Genomic DNA, 15,515 nt, shown 5'->3' with positions numbered 1-15,515 from the left:
TCCTTCAACAGAGGCGATCCATTCGGGAAACCAAGGAAAAACAAGAGCCTGCGTCATCGGTTCATTTGACCCGCAAGGTCTGGCGCCAGGATCTGAAATCGCGATTTCCCCGAATGGTACGAGAATTGCCTCCCAAAGCAGGGGCACAGCGCGCGACAGGCCGCCTCGCCGGTCGCAGGGGGATGAATTGAACCAGGCCGAACGGATTCCCAGAATTCGGCGGACCTACAACAAGTGGGTCGCCAACCAGACATTGGAGGACTACGCCCTGCGCTTCACCGCGCACGAGGTGCGTCGTTTCTCGCCGGGTCGGATCGCCAACACGGCGCTGGGTGCGATCTCCTTCCTGGCGCTGGAAGCAATCGGTGGGGCCATCACCCTCAGCTACGGCTTCACCAATGCAACGCTTGCGATCCTGGTTGCATGCTCGGTCATGCTGATCATCGGCATCCCGATTGCCTACAGCGCCGCCCGCTACGGGGTGGACATCGATCTCCTGACCCGCGGTGCCGGTTTCGGTTATCTCGGCTCCACCGTGACCTCGCTGATCTATGCCTGCTTCACATTTCTCTTCTTCGCCATCGAGGCGGCGATCATCGCCAAGGCGCTGGAATTGATCACGGGACTGCCGCTGACGATCGGCTATATCGTCAGCGCGGTCGCAATCATTCCCCTCGTCACCCACGGGGTGACCTTCATCAGCCGGTTCCAGGCATGGTCGCAGCCTTTCTGGGTGGTGCTGCAGCTTGCCCCCTTCGTCTTCATAGCAGCCCAGGGGCTTGAGCCGGTGCGCGACTGGACCGGCTATACCGGTCTCCTCGGCCCGGTCGACCATAGCTTCGATATCGCGCTCTTCGGTCTCTGCTCGGCCGTGGTCTTCTCTCTCGCGGCACAGATCGGCGAACAGGTCGACTATCTGCGCTTCCTGCCGCGCAAGACCGCGCAAAACAGGGTCCGGTGGTGGGTCGCGCTTTTAAGCGCGGGCCCAGGCTGGATCGTCATCGGCGGGCTGAAGATTCTGGCAGGCTCGTTCCTGGCCTTCTACGCCTTCCGCAACGGCGTTGCGTTTGAGGATGCCTCCGATCCGACGCAGATGTATCTAACCGTGTTCAGCCAGATGCTCGGCTCACCAGAGTTTGCGCTGGGCGTCACCGGCATCTTTGTCGTCATCTGCCAGGTCAAGATCAACGTCACGAATACCTATGCCGGGTCGATCGCATGGTCGAACTTCTTTTCGCGCCTGACCCATAGCCATCCGGGGCGCGTCGTCTGGCTCGTGTTCAACGTGTTGATCGGCCTGCTGCTGATGGAGTTCGGCATCTACAAGGCGCTGGAAACCGTGCTCGGCCTCTATTCCATCGTCGCCATCGCCTGGACGGCGTCCATCGCCGCAGACCTGATGATCGCCAAGCCTCTCGGCCTGTCGCCGCCGATCATCGAGTTCAAACGGGCCCATCTCTACGACATCAACCCGGTCGGTTTCGGCTCGATGACGATCGCAGCAATTGCGGCCTTCGCCGCCTATGGCGGCCTCCTCGGCGAACCGGCAAGCAAGATCTATGTCTATGTTGCGCTTGCCCTGCCCTTCGTGCTCGTGCCGCTGATCGCCAAGGTCACGGGCGGGCGCTATTACATCGCGAGAACCAGCAGCGTTCATGCGGACGCTTCGGGCCATGCGGGATGTTCGATCTGCGAACTGAAATTCGACCGGGAGGACATGGCCCACTGCCCGGCCTATTCGGGACCGATCTGCTCGCTGTGCTGCTCGCTCGATGCACGCTGCCACGACATCTGCAAGACCGACGCACGCTTCGGTCAGCAGGCAAAGGCCGTCGCCCGTGCCTGGCTTCCTCCCAGGATGGCCGAGGCGGTCCATGGCAGCGTGATGCGCTATATCGCGCTCTTCGCGGTGGTGAACGCCTTCATGGGCAGTGTCTTCTGGCTCATTTACTTCCAGAGCACGATCGAATATCCGGATGCCGCCGAACTGATCGGCTTTGAGCTCTGGAAGCTCTACATCATCCTCTTCATCCTTGCCGGCATCGTCACCTGGCTCTTCGTCCTGGCGCAGGAAAGCCGTGACTTCGCCGAGGAGGAGGCCAGCCGCCATACCAGGCTGCTGATGGACGAGATCCGCGCCCATGAGGAAACCGACCGACAGCTGCAGAAGGCCAAGGAGGCGGCGGAATCGGCGAACCTTGCCAAAAGCAAATACGTCGTCGGCCTGAGCCACGAACTGCGCACGCCGCTAACTGCCATCCTTGGTTATGCGCAGGTTCTCGAGCGACAGCAGGGCATGCCACACTTCGTCCACAATGCCGCGCGCACCATCAAGCGCAGCGGCGAGCACCTCGCCGACATGATCGAAGGCCTGCTCGACATCTCCAAGATCGAAGCCGGCAAGTTCGAGATCTACCGTCACAAGATTGCACTTGGTCCCTTCCTCGACCAGATCGTGGACATGTTCAGCTTGCAGGCGCAGGCGAAGGGCATCAGCTTCGAGTTTCGTGCCACCTCAGCCATTCCGGATTATGTCTATACCGACGAGAAAAGGCTGCGGCAGGTCCTGATCAACCTGTTGTCCAACGCCATCAAGTTCACCCATCGGGGCCATGTCTGCTTCACGCTGTCCTATCGCGGCCAGGTCGCCACCTTCGACATCGAGGATACCGGCGTCGGCATCAAGCCCCAGGACCTGGAGCGGATTTTCCTGCCCTTCGAACGGGCCGAGCAGCCCGTCGACCAGACCCAGCCGCCCGGTACGGGTCTCGGCCTGACGATCACACGGTTGCTGGTCGAGATCATGGGCGGTGACCTGAAGCTGACAAGCCAGCCCGGCACGGGCACGCAGTTCACCATCCGCCTGATGCTGTCGGAGGCCCAGAGGCCCGATGACCTGGCGGCACCGGCACTCGCCGTTGCGGGCTATGAAGGACGCCGCAGGATGATCCTCGTCGCCGATGACGATGCCACCCAGCGGGCGCTGATGGAGGAGGTTTTGACCCCGCTTGGCTTTTCGGTGATCACCGTGAACGACGGGCCGGCCTGCCTCTCGACCCTTGCCCTGCACCGCCCGGACATCGTCATTCTCGACCTTGCTATGCCCAGCATGTCCGGCTGGGACGTCGCCCGGCGCATCCGCCAGCGTTACGGACGTGACCTGCCGATCCTCATTCTGTCGGCCGACGCCGGCACCGAGCGCACCAGGCCGGAATACGCGCCGCTGTTCGATTCCTACCTGATCAAGCCCTTCAACTTCGAAGGCCTGTTCGAACGTCTGGCGACACTCATTCCGCTGACCTGGATCCTAGATGACGGGATCCATGTCGAGACATCCCAGCGCCCATCCTTCGCCGCAGACGAACTGCCCGACGCGCGCAAGCTGCAGCAGCTCAGGACGCTCGGAGAGACGGGCTTCGTCCGCTCGATCGAAGCGATGCTGAACGACCTGGAGATCTCGACGCCGGGTACCGAGCGTTTCTGCCGACATATGCGCCAACTGGCCACGAACTACCGCATGCGCGAGTTCCTGGCGATCATCGAGGATACGAGGAACCATGCCTGACACGTTCGACGGCAGCCGCGTTCTGATTGTAGACGATTCCAGCGAGGCACTCGCCATGCTGTCGGACGCCCTGAGCCTGGAGGGGCTTGAGGTCCACACATCCAGCAGCGGCCGGTCTGCCATTTCCATGGCCAACTCCAAGGTGCCGGACATCGTGTTGATGGACGCGATGATGCCAGGACTGGATGGTTTTGAGACCTGCCGGATCCTCAAGGCGGCGCGCGGTTTTGAAGACCTGCCGGTGATCTTCATGACCGGCTTCAACGAGAATGAGCATGTTGTGAAGGCGCTTGCCTCGGGAGGCGTGGATTTTGTCGTCAAGCCGATCCTGCTCGATCAGCTTTTTGCGCGCATGCGCGTCCATCTGAGCAATTCCAAACGGTCCCGTTCAGCCCGCCATGCGCTCGATTCCACCGGCCGCTGGATCGTCGCCTGCGACCCCAACGGCTTGATCGCCTGGTCGACACCCCAGGCATCGGATCTCTTGGCCAAGGTCGGGATCCGTGCCGATGCCAATAGCTATCTGCCGCTGGAGATCCTGTCCTGGCTTGCCGACGGCGCAGGAAACGACATCGGCGGCAATCCCAACATCTTCCATTACTCCCGCCTCGGTCACGACATCGAATTCCGCCGCCTGACAGAAGGCCAGAACGACGAAATCCTGCTGCGGCTGGTGGACCGCCACCGCGGCGCCGACGAGGAACAACTGGCTAGAGCCTTCGGCCTGACCCTGCGCGAGGCAGAGGTTCTCCTGTGGGTGGCCCATGGCAAGTCCAACAAGGAAATCGCCGACATCCTTGAGATGTCACCACGCACCGTGAACAAGCACATGGAGCAGATCTTCAACAAGCTGGCCGTGGAGAAGCGCACCTCAGCGGCCACTCTGGCCGTCCGTGTGCTCTGGCGGGAATGACGCAGATCCCAAGATCATGGCTCTCCATTCACCCGGGTCAGCATTGCAGTGACCTTGCGAGCCAATTCGCTGAAACCCCTGTTAGCTCGGTGGCCACAGCCCACCCTGGGCGGATATGCACTTACGATCGGAGTACAACATCGGATAGCGCCGCATTTTCAATACCGGCAGGGTGTTACCGAAGGCCAGCCCTCTTTTTGGTCGCGTTTCACGCCTCAAAGATTTTCCTTGAGTAGGATCTCGATGCGAATCTTTTCCTGGGCAGCCAAAGGTTCGCGGGCATCCGAGCGGGCGCGCATGATCCGAATTGCGCTGCGCACCGCATGGCCCGGATCCTGGGCGATCACGGCGTCGATCTGGTCGTCTCGCAGCGCCTGTTCGGTGAAGGGTGTTCGCTCATGGACGACGACCGCGATGCCGCCAAGCTCCACGTTTCCAGCGGCCGCGAGAATTGGCGCGCGGGCTTCGGCACTCAGAACGTAGATCCCGCAAACATCGCGATTGCCCGCAAGCACGCGCGCAACCACCTGGCGTGTGCGGGCCTCATCGGCATGGGTTTCGATCGACGGCAGACAGGTCAGATGCGGGAAGGCACGGTTGATCACATGGTCAAAGTCCAGACGGCGTTGAATGCTGTCGAGGGACTGCATGGTCTCCGCGATCACCATGACCTTTCCCGGTTGGGGCCCCGCCAGCATCCCCATAAGCTTGCCTGCGGTCGCACCGGCCGCGAAGTTGTCGATGCCGACGAAATCGGCCTCCGGCAGCTTTTCCTGACCAGACAGGAATTGTACGACCTTGATATTGCGCTCCAAAAGCCGGGCCATGGCGTCGCGCACCTGCGGCGATTCAGGCGCCATCACGGCAACGCCGTCGACCGTCTCCTTGTCGAGGCTGGAAAGAAGCTTGGCGAGGCCATGCGCATCGTCGATCTCGATCTGCCGATACGAGATTTCGGTCAGGTCGCCCTTCAGCGCACTGGTCAGTTCCTCCACGTGGCGCAGCAGTTCCATGAGATAGAGATCACCGCTGTTCGGCAGCAGAAAGAGGAAGCGATAGACCTTGTTGCGGGCAAGGCTGACGGCAGCAGGATTGCGGATGAAGCCGATCCGCTCGATCGCGTCATTCACGAGCCGGGCCGCCTTCGGACTCACATTCGGTCGGTCGTTCAAGACACGGTCGACGGTCGCAAGGCTGACGCCTGCAGCCTCGGCCAGATCTTTCGCTGTTGGACGCATGATGACTTCCTGCTGATTTGCGCCTCAGAGCTTTCCTTCAAATCGTCGCGAAAGGCAAGAATTGATGTGCGCACCTCAAAAATTGCTTGCGTTGAGGTGCGCACATCAATTAACCTTTGCCTCGGTTCAGGGCGACGCGTTGGTTGTGGCCCGTTCCGCTGGAGGAGGCCGGCCAGAGATCAGGGTCCGGAGCCGGCATTTGGCCCGCAAGGGCGTTTCGCCATCCGTTGGGAACCGGACGGCGCTGGGAGGATGACATGATGAAATCGCTTTACATGAAAGGCCTGCTTGCTGCCGGAACAGTCGCCTGTTCGATGAGTTTCGGCGCGGTGACAGCGCATGCCGACGACAAGGAACTGACGCTCTGCTGGGCCGCATGGGACCCGGCAAACGCGCTGGTTGAACTCAGCAAGGACTTCGAGGCATCGTCCGGCATCAAGATGAAATTCGAATTCGTGCCGTGGCCGAACTTCGCCGACCGCATGCTCAACGAACTCAACTCGGGCGGCAAGCTTTGCGACCTGATGATTGGCGACAGCCAGTGGATCGGTGGCGCCGCCGAGAACGGCTGGTATGTCAAGCTCAACGACTTCTTCGACAAGGAAGGCATCAAGATGGATGCCTTCGTGCCGGCGACCGTCACGGGCTATTCGGAATGGCCGAAGAACACCCCGAACTACTGGTCGCTGCCAGCCTTCGGTGACGTTGTCGGCTGGACCTATCGCAAGGACTGGTTCGAGCGCCCGGAAATCCAGACCGCCTTCAAGGAAAAGTACGGTCGCGACCTGACACCGCCGGCCACCTTCGACGAACTGAAGCAGGTCGCCGAATTCTTCCAGGGCCGCGACATCGACGGCAAGACCGTCTACGGCGCCTCGATCTACACCGAGCGTGGTTCGGAAGGCATCACGATGGGCGTGATGGACGTGCTCTACAGCTATGGCTTCAAGTATGACAATCCGGAAAAGCCCTATGAGATGGAAGGCTTCGTCAATTCTGAAGGCGCCGTGAAGGGTCTCGAATTCTACAAGTCGCTCTATGATTGCTGCGTCGCGCCGGGAACGTCCAACACCTACATGGGCGAAGGCATCGATGCCTACAAGTCGGGCCAGGTGGCCATGCAGATGAACTTCGCCTTCACCTGGCCCGGGTTCGAGGCTGATCCGAATGTCGGCGGCGGCAAGACCGGCTATCTCGTCAATCCGGCAGGCCCGGGTGGCGAGAAGTTCGCCCAGCTCGGCGGCCAGGGCATTTCTGTTGTCGCCAACACCGACAACATGGACGGCGCATTGGCCTACATCAAATGGTTCGCCCAGAAGGACGTTCAGGACAAGTGGTGGTCGAAGGGCGGCTTCTCCTGCCTTCGGGCCGTGGTCGAAGACCCGAACTTCGCCAAGAGCCAGCCCTATGCGCAAACCTTCCTCGACAGCATGGCGATCGTGAAGGACTTCTGGGCCGAGCCGTCCTATGCGACGCTCCTCCAGGCCTCGCAGAAGCGCTTCCACGACTATGTCGTCGCGGGCAATGGCACCGCGAAGGAAGCGCTGGACGGGCTGATTGCCGACTGGACGGAAACCTTCGAGGACGAAGGCAAGCTCTGACACGAGAAGAGCAAGGCGCCCGGACCTGGGGTCCGGAAGTCGTTCACTCAATCTCTCCCCCAGCAGCGCCGGGGGAGAGCCCCCAAGCCAGCGTTGCCGCCGGCGCCACCGTCTGAAACTTCACGCCGGCACAACCCGAGCTTTGCCTTGTTGCCTCATGGGACAAGGCACTGCGCGCGGCCGCCCTTTGGAAACGCCACACGGATCCGGACGATGACCGACACACCCGCAGACCACCTCGCCCGCGCGACGCCACAACCGGTTGCCAGACGCATCCGGGGCTTGAGCGACAGGGCCATCGCCTGGATCTTCGTGGCCCCCACGATCTTCCTGCTTCTGTCGGTCAACATCTTTCCACTGATCTGGACCATTCGCCTGTCGTTTACGAACTTCGCAGCGAACAAGCCGAATGCGGAAGTGAAATGGGTCGGGTTGCGCAACTACGAGCGTATTCTGACCGACGCCGACACCTGGGCGAACATGCAAACGACCGCCCACTTCCTCATCTGGACGATCGTCTTCCAGGTGCTGATCGGCTTCACCTTGGCATGGCTAATCAACCGCAAGTTCAAGGGCAATGACCTGGTGACGACATTGATCGTCATCCCGATGATGCTGTCACCCGCCGTCGTCGGCAATTTCTGGACCTTCCTCTACCAGCCGCAGATCGGTCTCGTGAACTACGCCGTCGAATTCCTGACCGGCATTCCCGCCGACAGCTTCTCGATGCTTGGCCCGGGCGGCTGGGCGCGCTGGGCAATCGTCATCGTCGACACCTGGATGTGGACGCCCTTCGTCATGCTGATCTGCCTGGCCGGCCTGCGCTCCATTCCCGACTACATCTATGAGGCAGCTGAAGTCGACCGCGCATCGAAATGGCGGCAGTTCTGGACGATCACGCTGCCGATGGCTTTGCCCTTCCTGATGCTCGCAGTCCTGTTCCGCGGCATCGAGAACTTCCGCATGTTCGACCTCGTGGTCCTTCTCACCGGCGGGGGGCCGGGCGACGAGACGCTGCTCGCCTCAATCGACCTGAAGCGCGAAGCCTTCGAGAAATGGCGGACCGGCTATTCGAGCGCCTACGCGATTGTCCTCTTCGTCACGGTCTTCGGTCTGGCTTCCATCTACGTGAAGGCCCTGAACAAGGTGAAAGAACGATGAGCGCCCATTCCGTCACCGAACCGTCGACCGCCTCCAAGTGGCTAGCCGGCATCCTCGTCGGACTTTACGCGGTGATCACGCTGATCCCGCTGCTCTGGATCATCTCGACGAGCTTCAAGTCCGGCCCGGACTCGATCAGCTATCCGCCGAAGGTCGTCTTTCAGCCGACGCTGGAAGGTTATGTGAACCTCTTCACGACCCAGTCTCGCCCCTCGGCAGACGATCTCGCCAAGCTACCGGCGCCCACCACCTGGTACGACAAGATCACCCGTGAAAGAGGCATGATCATTTCGGGTCCATCGCGCTTCGGGCAACGTTTCCTGAACTCGGTCATCATCGGCTTCGGCTCGACATTTTTGTCGATCTTCTTGGGAACGCTGGCCGCCTATGCCTTCAGCCGATTCAAGGTGCCGCTCAAGGACGACCTCCTGTTCTTCATCCTCTCGACCCGCATGATGCCGCCGATCGCGGTCGCCATCCCGATCTACCTGATGTTCCGTCAGCTCGGACTTTCGGATACGCATCTCGGCATGATCCTGCTTTATACGGCGGTCAACCTGTCGCTGTCAGTCTGGCTGCTCAAGGGCTTCATCGACGAAATCCCGCGCGAATACGAGGAAGCTGCACTGATCGACGGCTACACCCGCTTCCAGGCCTTCTACAAGGTCGTGCTGCCGCAGGCGGCGACCGGCATCGCCTCGACTGCCATCTTCTGCCTGATCTTCGCCTGGAACGAATATGCCTTCGCCGTCCTGCTGACGAGTGGCAATGCCCAGACGGCGCCCCCCTTCATCCCGACCATCCTGTCGGTCGGAGGCGGTATCGACTGGCCGGCCGTCGCGGCGGCTGCGACCTTGTTCCTCATGCCCGTGGTTATCTTCACCGTGCTGCTGCGCAAGCATCTGCTCCGCGGCATCACCTTCGGAGCCGTGCGCAAATGATCAACTTCCTTGCCCGCCTCAGCCGGTTCCGCCGGTCCGAATGGGAAATGCTCGCCTCGGCCCTGATCGCGCTCGGCGTAATCATGCTGATGCAGCCGCTTTCGCTCACCCTCTTTACCTTGTCCTTTCCGGTGACGCTGATCGGAACCGTCATGTTCATCGTCGTCAGTCATTTTCCGGAGTAGTCATGGCTCAGATCCGCGTTCAAAATCTGCGCAAGGACTTCGGAGCCTTCAATGCGGTGAAGTCCTCCACATTCACCGTTGAGGACGGCGAGTTCTTCATGCTGCTGGGTCCGTCCGGCTGCGGCAAGACGACGACGCTGCGCATGATGGCCGGTCTCGAACTGCCAACCAGCGGCGAGATCTATATCGGCGGCGAAGAGGTCGGCATGAAGCGCGCCAGCGAGCGCGACATCGCCTTCGTCTTTCAGATGTTTGCGCTCTATCCGCATATGAACGTGCGCAAGAACATCTCCTATCCCCTGGTCAGCCAGGGCGTATCACGCGTGGAAGTGGATCGTCGCGTCGCGGAAGTCGCCCGCATCCTGCAGATCGAATCCATCCTAGACAAGCCGGTCGGCGGCCTCTCGGGCGGCGACCGCCAGCGCGTCGCCCTTGGCCGCGCGATCGTGCGCGAGCCAAAGGCCTTCTTCATGGACGAACCGCTGGGCGCGCTCGATGCGGAGTTCCGTGAGCATATGGCAGAGGAGCTCCGCGCTCTGCATGACCGCATGGGGGCGACAACCGTCTATGTCACCCATGACCAGCTGGAAGCCATGCAGATGGGCGACAAGATCGTCGTCATGAACCATGGCGTGATCGAGCAGTTCGGCAAACCGCAGCAGATCTATGACTGGCCGGCCACCAAGTTCGTGGCGAAGTTCATCGGCTCGCCGCCCATGTCCTTCCTGGAGTTCGAAGGTGCGATTGATGAAGGAGGCGATGCGGTGACGATCGGAGACACCCGCATCGACGTGCCGATGTCCCGCGAAGGACGAAAGGGCGCACTGACCCTCGGCGTCAGGCCGGAACATGTCCGCCTGACGGATGCCGCCGGCCTTCGCGGACGGGTAGCGGCCGTCGAATATCTCGGCACCACACAGATCGTCACCATCGAGACCGCGCATGGTGAGATCAAGGCGCGAACGGCATCGAGCCATGCCATACGGACAGACGCCTCCGTCGGGCTCGAATTCGATCGCCGCTCTCTCACCTTGTTCGATGCGACGAGCGGACGGGCCCTTCTGTCCGAAGCCAATGAAGGAGTTCTCACCCGTGGCTGAAGTCGTCCTTTCCAGCATCGGCAAGTCCTTTGGCGCAACCCGCGCGCTGGACGACGTGACGATGACCGTCCCGGACGGCTCCTTCGTGGTGCTTCTCGGCCCGACAGGCGCGGGAAAAACCACGCTGCTGCGCCTGGTTTCCGGTCTCGAGACGCAGGACAGCGGAGACATCCGGATCGGCGGACAGTCCGTGACCGGGCTGACGCCGGCACAACGCAATGTCGCAATGGTCTTTCAGCAATACTCCCTCTACCCGCACATGACGGTGCGACAGAACCTCGAGTTTCCGCTGAAATCGCCTCTGCTGCGGACACCTCAGGCGGTGATCGATCAGAAGGTGAAGGCCATTGCGGAGGTCCTGCAGATCGGCCACAAGCTCGACAACCGAGCAACGGCCCTCTCGGGCGGCGAAATGCAGCGTGTGTCGATCGGCCGGGCACTGGTTCGCAATCCGCAGATCTACCTGATGGATGAGCCGTTGAGTTCGCTTGACGCGAAACTACGCGCAGACCTTCGGGTCGAACTGAAGAGCATCCAGGCGAAGTCCGGTGCCACTTTCCTCTACGTCACGCATGATCAGATCGAAGCAATGACCATGGCGACCCATGTCGGCGTGCTCAAGGAAGGACGCCTGGTTCAGTTCGGATCACCCCGCGAAATCTACGAAGCACCGGTCAGCATCTATGCCGCGACCCGGCTTGGGCAGCCGCGCATCAATGTGCTCCCCGCAAATCTTTTCCCCGGAGCACCAGCAAAAGCGCATTCGATCGGCCTCAGGCCCGAGAATATTCGCGAGGGAGAGGGCCAGGAGGCGAAGGTGGTCCGTGTCGAACATCTCGGGGATCAGACACGCCTGCATCTCATGCTCGCGGAGCACCCGATCATTACCGTCACCGATGCCCATACCGCCCTCAAGGGCGGTGACATCATCAGAATTCAGCCGCACGAACCGCTCTATTTCGATGCGGCCGGAATGCGTCTCGTCTAAGGGAGGGTCACATGTCTCAATTCCTCAACAGCAGGGAAAACGTCGTAATCGAGGCAATCGACGGTGTGCTCATGGCCTCGGCCGGGGCATTGAGCCGACTCGATGGCTATCCGCATATCCGCGTCGTGGTACGTTCCGACTGGGACAAGTCGAAGGTCGCAATCGTGTCGGGCGGCGGATCCGGTCACGAGCCGGCCCATGCCGGCTTCGTCGGGCGCGGCATGCTAACGGCCGCGGTCTGTGGTGACGTCTTTGCCTCTCCGAGCGTGGATGCCATCCTGGCCGCAATCCTGGCGGTGACCGGTCCCCTTGGTTGCCTGCTGATCGTCAAGAACTATACCGGTGACCGCCTGAACTTCGGCCTCGCTGCCGAGCGCGCGCGTGCCTTCGGGCTCAATGTCGGCATGGTGATTGTCGATGACGACATCGCCCTGCCCGATCTGCCCCAGTCGCGCGGGGTGGCCGGAACACTTTTCGTGCACAAGATCGCCGGTGCCATGGCAGAGAATGGCGCAAGCCTCGATGCCCTCGTCGAGACGGCGCGACGGGTGATCGCCAATACCCGTTCGATCGGCATCTCGCTTGACACCTGCACGGTTCCAGGATCTCCGAAGGAGGCCCGAATTCCGGAAGGGCGGGCTGAACTCGGCCTCGGCATTCATGGCGAGGCTGGGGTCGAACAGATCGATTATGATGGCGTCCGGGGTGCGGTGGCCGCCATGGCGGAGAGGCTTGCCGCTGGCATGGAGGATAAGCCCCATGTCGTTCTCCTGAACAATCTCGGCGGCACCTCCGTCCTTGAAATGGCCGTTGTCGTCAACGAACTGGTCCAGTCCCCGATCGGTGGGCGCATCTCGCATATCGTCGGACCGGCGCCGATGATGACTTCGCTCGACATGCACGGCTTTTCAGTTTCCGTGATGCCGGCAGAAAAGGCCGATCTCGATTTACTGGCCAAGCCCGTCGGGCTGGCGGCCTGGCCGGGCGTGGCGGCAATCCGGCCTGTCAACATCATCGCCTTGCCCGATGGCCTGACCCCGATCGCGCCGCTCGCCTCTGAGCATCTGCCGACGCGCCAGTTCCTGACGGAGTGCTGCAAGCTTCTGATCGAGGCGGAAAAGGACCTCAACGCGCTCGATGCCAAATCCGGCGACGGCGATACCGGCTCGACGCTGGCCAGTGCCGCCCGCGCCCTGATCGAAGCCCTCGACCGATTGCCGCTGGCAGATCACACGCAGCTGCTGCGCGCCATGGGCCAGGAACTCAGCCAGACCATGGGCGGCTCTTCCGGAGTTCTGCTCGCCATATTTTTTGCCGCGGCCGGAGACGGTGCCTCCAGCGGGCTCAGCATGCGTGAGGCGCTGAAAGCGGGACTGGCGCGTATGCAGGAGATTGGCGGTGCCGGCCTCGGTGACCGAACGATGGTGGATGCGCTGTCACCAGCGCTGGAAGCCTTCGACAAGGGTTTTGCAGCGGCAGCCACCGCGGCTCGTACGGGTGCCAACCTGACCGCCACCTATCTCAAGGCACGGGCAGGCCGAGCTGCCTACATCAATGCCCGGCAGCTTGAGGGCCACGTTGATCCTGGCGCAGAGGCCGTCGCACGCCTCTTCGAGTTCCTCGCGCGTCGCCATGGCGGACCACAGGCCAAACCCGCAGATTAAGGGCCGCCGGCAACAGAAAGCGGCAAAGCGCCATGTGCGGCTCCGAAACCAGCCCCGCCGAAACTGCGCCAGAATTTGAAACGACCGAGAACGTCGTGTGGTTCTCCATGTTTAGACGCGGAGCACCTGAACCTTAGCCGCATCTAGCCATCTGGCCGCAGGCATTCCAAATGGCCACTGTCGTCGTCGGAATTTGCCCGATCGGCCAGCCTGCGAGCGCAATTTGGCATCGCTGCGAGCGAAATATGGTGCTTTTCGAGTTCTACGCTTTTGCCTATCGAACGGGAAAGGTTACGAAAGCGGGGAACGGCTATGGCCAGACCATTCTTCTGGAACGAACTGACGACCTATGATTTCGCAGCACTTTCGCCCGAAACAACGGTCGCCATCCTGCCGATCGCCTCGACCGAACAGCATGGCCCCCACCTACCGATCGCAACCGACGTCGCCATCGCCAATGGCATGCTGGCCGAACTGAAAGTTCAGCGTCCGGATGACCTCGACTTTCTCGTGCTTCCTACCCAGGAGATCGGCAAGGCGAACGAACACGTGTACGGCCCCGGCAGCCTGTCCTTCGGCCCAGAGATCCTGATCCCGGCCTGGACGGCCATCGGCAGCAAGGTTGCCGAAGCCGGCATCCGCAAGCTGGTCATCGTCAACTCCCATGGCGGCAATGTCGACGTCATGAGCATTGTCGCTCGCGAACTGCGCGTCCGTCACCAGATGGTCGTCGTCTCGACCCAATGGGGCCGTTTCGGGAACCCGGAGGGGATGATCTCCGAGCATGAAAGCCGCTATGGCATCCATGGCGGCGAAGTCGAGACCTCGCTGATGCTGCATTTCCGACCCGAACTGGTGCGTATGGACAAGGCGCAGAACTTCGTCTCGAAAGCCGAGGAGATGCGCGCGAATTCGAAGTTCCTCACACCGCTTCCACCGCATTCTCTGGCCTGGATCGCCCATGACCTGAACCCCTATGGCGTCGTTGGCGACGCCTCGAAGGGCACGGCGGAAAAGGGTGCCGCGATCTGCCGCCACCAGGTGGCCGGCTTCATCGAAATGCTGCGCGACGTCGCGGCCTACCCGCTGTCCAACCTCTATACGCCCGGATGAAGAGGGCTCAGACCTGGCCGCGAATAGTCTCGGGGATATGGCCCCGGGCCTTCAGATCCTGGACCAGAGCCAGAAGTTCCTGCATCAGATATTCGACAAAGAGGCTCGTCGCGGAATCGAGCGGCGCACGCGCCCGCGCAAAGAGCTTCATCGGCTGGTGCCGGATATGCGCCTCGGTGAGGGGCCGAAAAATCAGCTCGCCCCGCCGGCATTCTGCCACCGCATCAAGCGGATTGAGCATCGTCAGCCCCGTCCCCGCCTTCACCAGCTGCTTCATCAGTTCCGAGGAATTCGTCTCGACGACCGGCTCGACCGGCAGCGGCAGCGGCGCAAGCGCGAGATCGATGATGTTGCGCAGGCTGGTGCCCGCTTGGGCGAGGATCAGCGGCTCCTGCACCACCTCGACCAGATCGACCGGCCCCTCTTCCTCCGCCAGCCGATGCCCGGGCGGCAGCACCACACCGACAGGCACATCGAAATTAGCGAGCGTCCGGATGCCGGGTGTCGCCGGGATGTTGAAACCGAGGCCGAGATCGACCTCTCCGGTCAACACCGGGTTGATCGTCGTCGAGCCGCCGTCATTGCGCAGCTTGATCTGAACCCTCGGATGCTCGGCGACAAAACCGGCCAGGATCGCCGGCAGCGGCCCCGAGGCAAGGCCGACGGTCGTCACCAGCGAAACCTTGCCCGCCTGTGGGGTCTTCAGTCCGCGAATGCGCCCTTCCAGCCGCTCGTAGTTTTTCAGAACGTCGCGGATATGCTCGACACAGAGCTCACCCGCCGCCGTCAGCCGCAAGCCTTTCGGCAGCCGCTCGAAGATCGGCGCCCCCAACTCTTCCTCCAGCGCCAAGATCTGGCGGTTGACGGCCGATGATGCGACATTGAGGCGCTGGGCCGCTTTCCGGATCGAGCCGCAGCGAACGATTTCGTTGATGTAGACGAGCTTTCGGGAGTGCAGCACGGGACCTCCGCTGCGCAAAAATTAGTCATGCCGCATCACTATGCATCAATCTCGGGGGCGATGCAAAAAAAGCATCGATGCGGAC

Annotated in this window: 12 protein-coding genes; 10 read left to right on the top strand and 2 right to left on the bottom strand. The window is 61.6% G+C overall.

What is annotated here, in order from left to right; all coding sequences use genetic code 11:
• Positions 1-187: 187 nt before the first annotated feature.
• Positions 188-3,565, top strand: coding sequence for an ATP-binding protein (locus H6M51_RS22715; RefSeq protein ID WP_185812095.1), 3,378 nt, complete (start codon positions 188-190; stop codon positions 3,563-3,565).
• Entirely contained in the window at positions 3,558-4,478 is a 921-nt protein-coding gene (locus H6M51_RS22710) for a response regulator (protein WP_185812094.1), read from the top strand. Before H6M51_RS22715 ends, H6M51_RS22710 begins: the two co-directional genes overlap by 8 nt.
• A 215-nt stretch (positions 4,479-4,693) precedes the next feature.
• On the opposite strand, the gene H6M51_RS22705 is transcribed toward H6M51_RS22710, so the two are convergent.
• Positions 4,694-5,716, bottom strand: coding sequence for a LacI family DNA-binding transcriptional regulator (locus H6M51_RS22705; protein WP_185812093.1), 1,023 nt, complete (start codon positions 5,714-5,716; stop codon positions 4,694-4,696).
• 314 nt (positions 5,717-6,030) lie between these two features.
• Between H6M51_RS22705 and H6M51_RS22700 the strand changes: the two genes are divergently transcribed.
• The 8 genes from H6M51_RS22700 (at position 6,031) to H6M51_RS22665 (ending at position 14,469) form a co-directional block, all read left to right on the top strand.
• Complete coding sequence (locus tag H6M51_RS22700; RefSeq protein WP_246780652.1) at positions 6,031-7,317, top strand: ABC transporter substrate-binding protein; 1,287 nt, start codon at positions 6,031-6,033, stop codon at positions 7,315-7,317.
• 213 nt (positions 7,318-7,530) lie between these two features.
• Positions 7,531-8,478, top strand: a complete 948-nt coding sequence (locus tag H6M51_RS22695; RefSeq protein ID WP_185812091.1) for a carbohydrate ABC transporter permease — start codon at positions 7,531-7,533, stop codon at positions 8,476-8,478.
• Positions 8,475-9,419, top strand: a complete 945-nt coding sequence (locus H6M51_RS22690) for a carbohydrate ABC transporter permease (protein ID WP_185812090.1) — start codon at positions 8,475-8,477, stop codon at positions 9,417-9,419. The genes H6M51_RS22695 and H6M51_RS22690 overlap by 4 nt, the downstream gene beginning before the upstream one ends.
• Complete coding sequence (locus tag H6M51_RS22685) at positions 9,416-9,604, top strand: hypothetical protein (RefSeq protein WP_185812089.1); 189 nt, start codon at positions 9,416-9,418, stop codon at positions 9,602-9,604. Before H6M51_RS22690 ends, H6M51_RS22685 begins: the two co-directional genes overlap by 4 nt.
• A gap of 2 nt (positions 9,605-9,606) precedes the next feature.
• On the top strand, positions 9,607-10,704 hold the full coding sequence (locus tag H6M51_RS22680; protein ID WP_185812088.1) for an ABC transporter ATP-binding protein: 1,098 nt from the start codon (positions 9,607-9,609) through the stop codon (positions 10,702-10,704).
• The gene (locus H6M51_RS22675) at positions 10,697-11,692 is read left to right on the top strand and encodes an ABC transporter ATP-binding protein (protein ID WP_185812087.1); all 996 of its coding nucleotides are present in this window, start codon (positions 10,697-10,699) and stop codon (positions 11,690-11,692) included. The genes H6M51_RS22680 and H6M51_RS22675 overlap by 8 nt, the downstream gene beginning before the upstream one ends.
• A gap of 11 nt (positions 11,693-11,703) precedes the next feature.
• Complete coding sequence (locus H6M51_RS22670) at positions 11,704-13,356, top strand: dihydroxyacetone kinase subunit DhaK (RefSeq protein WP_185812086.1); 1,653 nt, start codon at positions 11,704-11,706, stop codon at positions 13,354-13,356.
• Positions 13,357-13,668: 312 nt separating this feature from the next.
• Positions 13,669-14,469, top strand: a complete 801-nt coding sequence (locus H6M51_RS22665) for a creatininase family protein (protein ID WP_185812085.1) — start codon at positions 13,669-13,671, stop codon at positions 14,467-14,469.
• A 7-nt stretch (positions 14,470-14,476) separates the two neighbouring features.
• Here H6M51_RS22665 and H6M51_RS22660 read toward each other — a convergent pair whose 3' ends face one another.
• On the bottom strand, positions 14,477-15,430 hold the full coding sequence (locus H6M51_RS22660) for a LysR family transcriptional regulator (protein WP_185812084.1): 954 nt from the start codon (positions 15,428-15,430) through the stop codon (positions 14,477-14,479).
• Between the last annotated feature and the right edge of the window lie 85 nt (positions 15,431-15,515).

This window comes from Rhizobium sp. AQ_MP, assembly GCF_014237835.1.
Classification (GTDB): domain Bacteria; phylum Pseudomonadota; class Alphaproteobacteria; order Rhizobiales; family Rhizobiaceae; genus Allorhizobium.
Note: the sequence above shows the minus strand (reverse complement) of the source record. Positions and strands in the feature narration are given on the sequence as shown.

Bases quoted from the DNA above. Each gene is read 5' to 3' on its own strand.
- H6M51_RS22710 (WP_185812094.1), top strand. From the start codon at position 3,558: ATGCCTGACACGTTCGACGGCAGCCGCGTTCTGATTGTAGACGATTCC.
- H6M51_RS22705 (WP_185812093.1), bottom strand. From the start codon at position 5,716: ATGCGTCCAACAGCGAAAGATCTGGCCGAGGCTGCAGGCGTCAGCCTT.
- H6M51_RS22700 (WP_246780652.1), top strand. From the start codon at position 6,031: ATGAGTTTCGGCGCGGTGACAGCGCATGCCGACGACAAGGAACTGACG.
- H6M51_RS22695 (WP_185812091.1), top strand. From the start codon at position 7,531: ATGACCGACACACCCGCAGACCACCTCGCCCGCGCGACGCCACAACCG.
- H6M51_RS22690 (WP_185812090.1), top strand. From the start codon at position 8,475: ATGAGCGCCCATTCCGTCACCGAACCGTCGACCGCCTCCAAGTGGCTA.
- H6M51_RS22685 (WP_185812089.1), top strand. From the start codon at position 9,416: ATGATCAACTTCCTTGCCCGCCTCAGCCGGTTCCGCCGGTCCGAATGG.
- H6M51_RS22680 (WP_185812088.1), top strand. From the start codon at position 9,607: ATGGCTCAGATCCGCGTTCAAAATCTGCGCAAGGACTTCGGAGCCTTC.
- H6M51_RS22670 (WP_185812086.1), top strand. From the start codon at position 11,704: ATGTCTCAATTCCTCAACAGCAGGGAAAACGTCGTAATCGAGGCAATC.
- H6M51_RS22665 (WP_185812085.1), top strand. From the start codon at position 13,669: ATGGCCAGACCATTCTTCTGGAACGAACTGACGACCTATGATTTCGCA.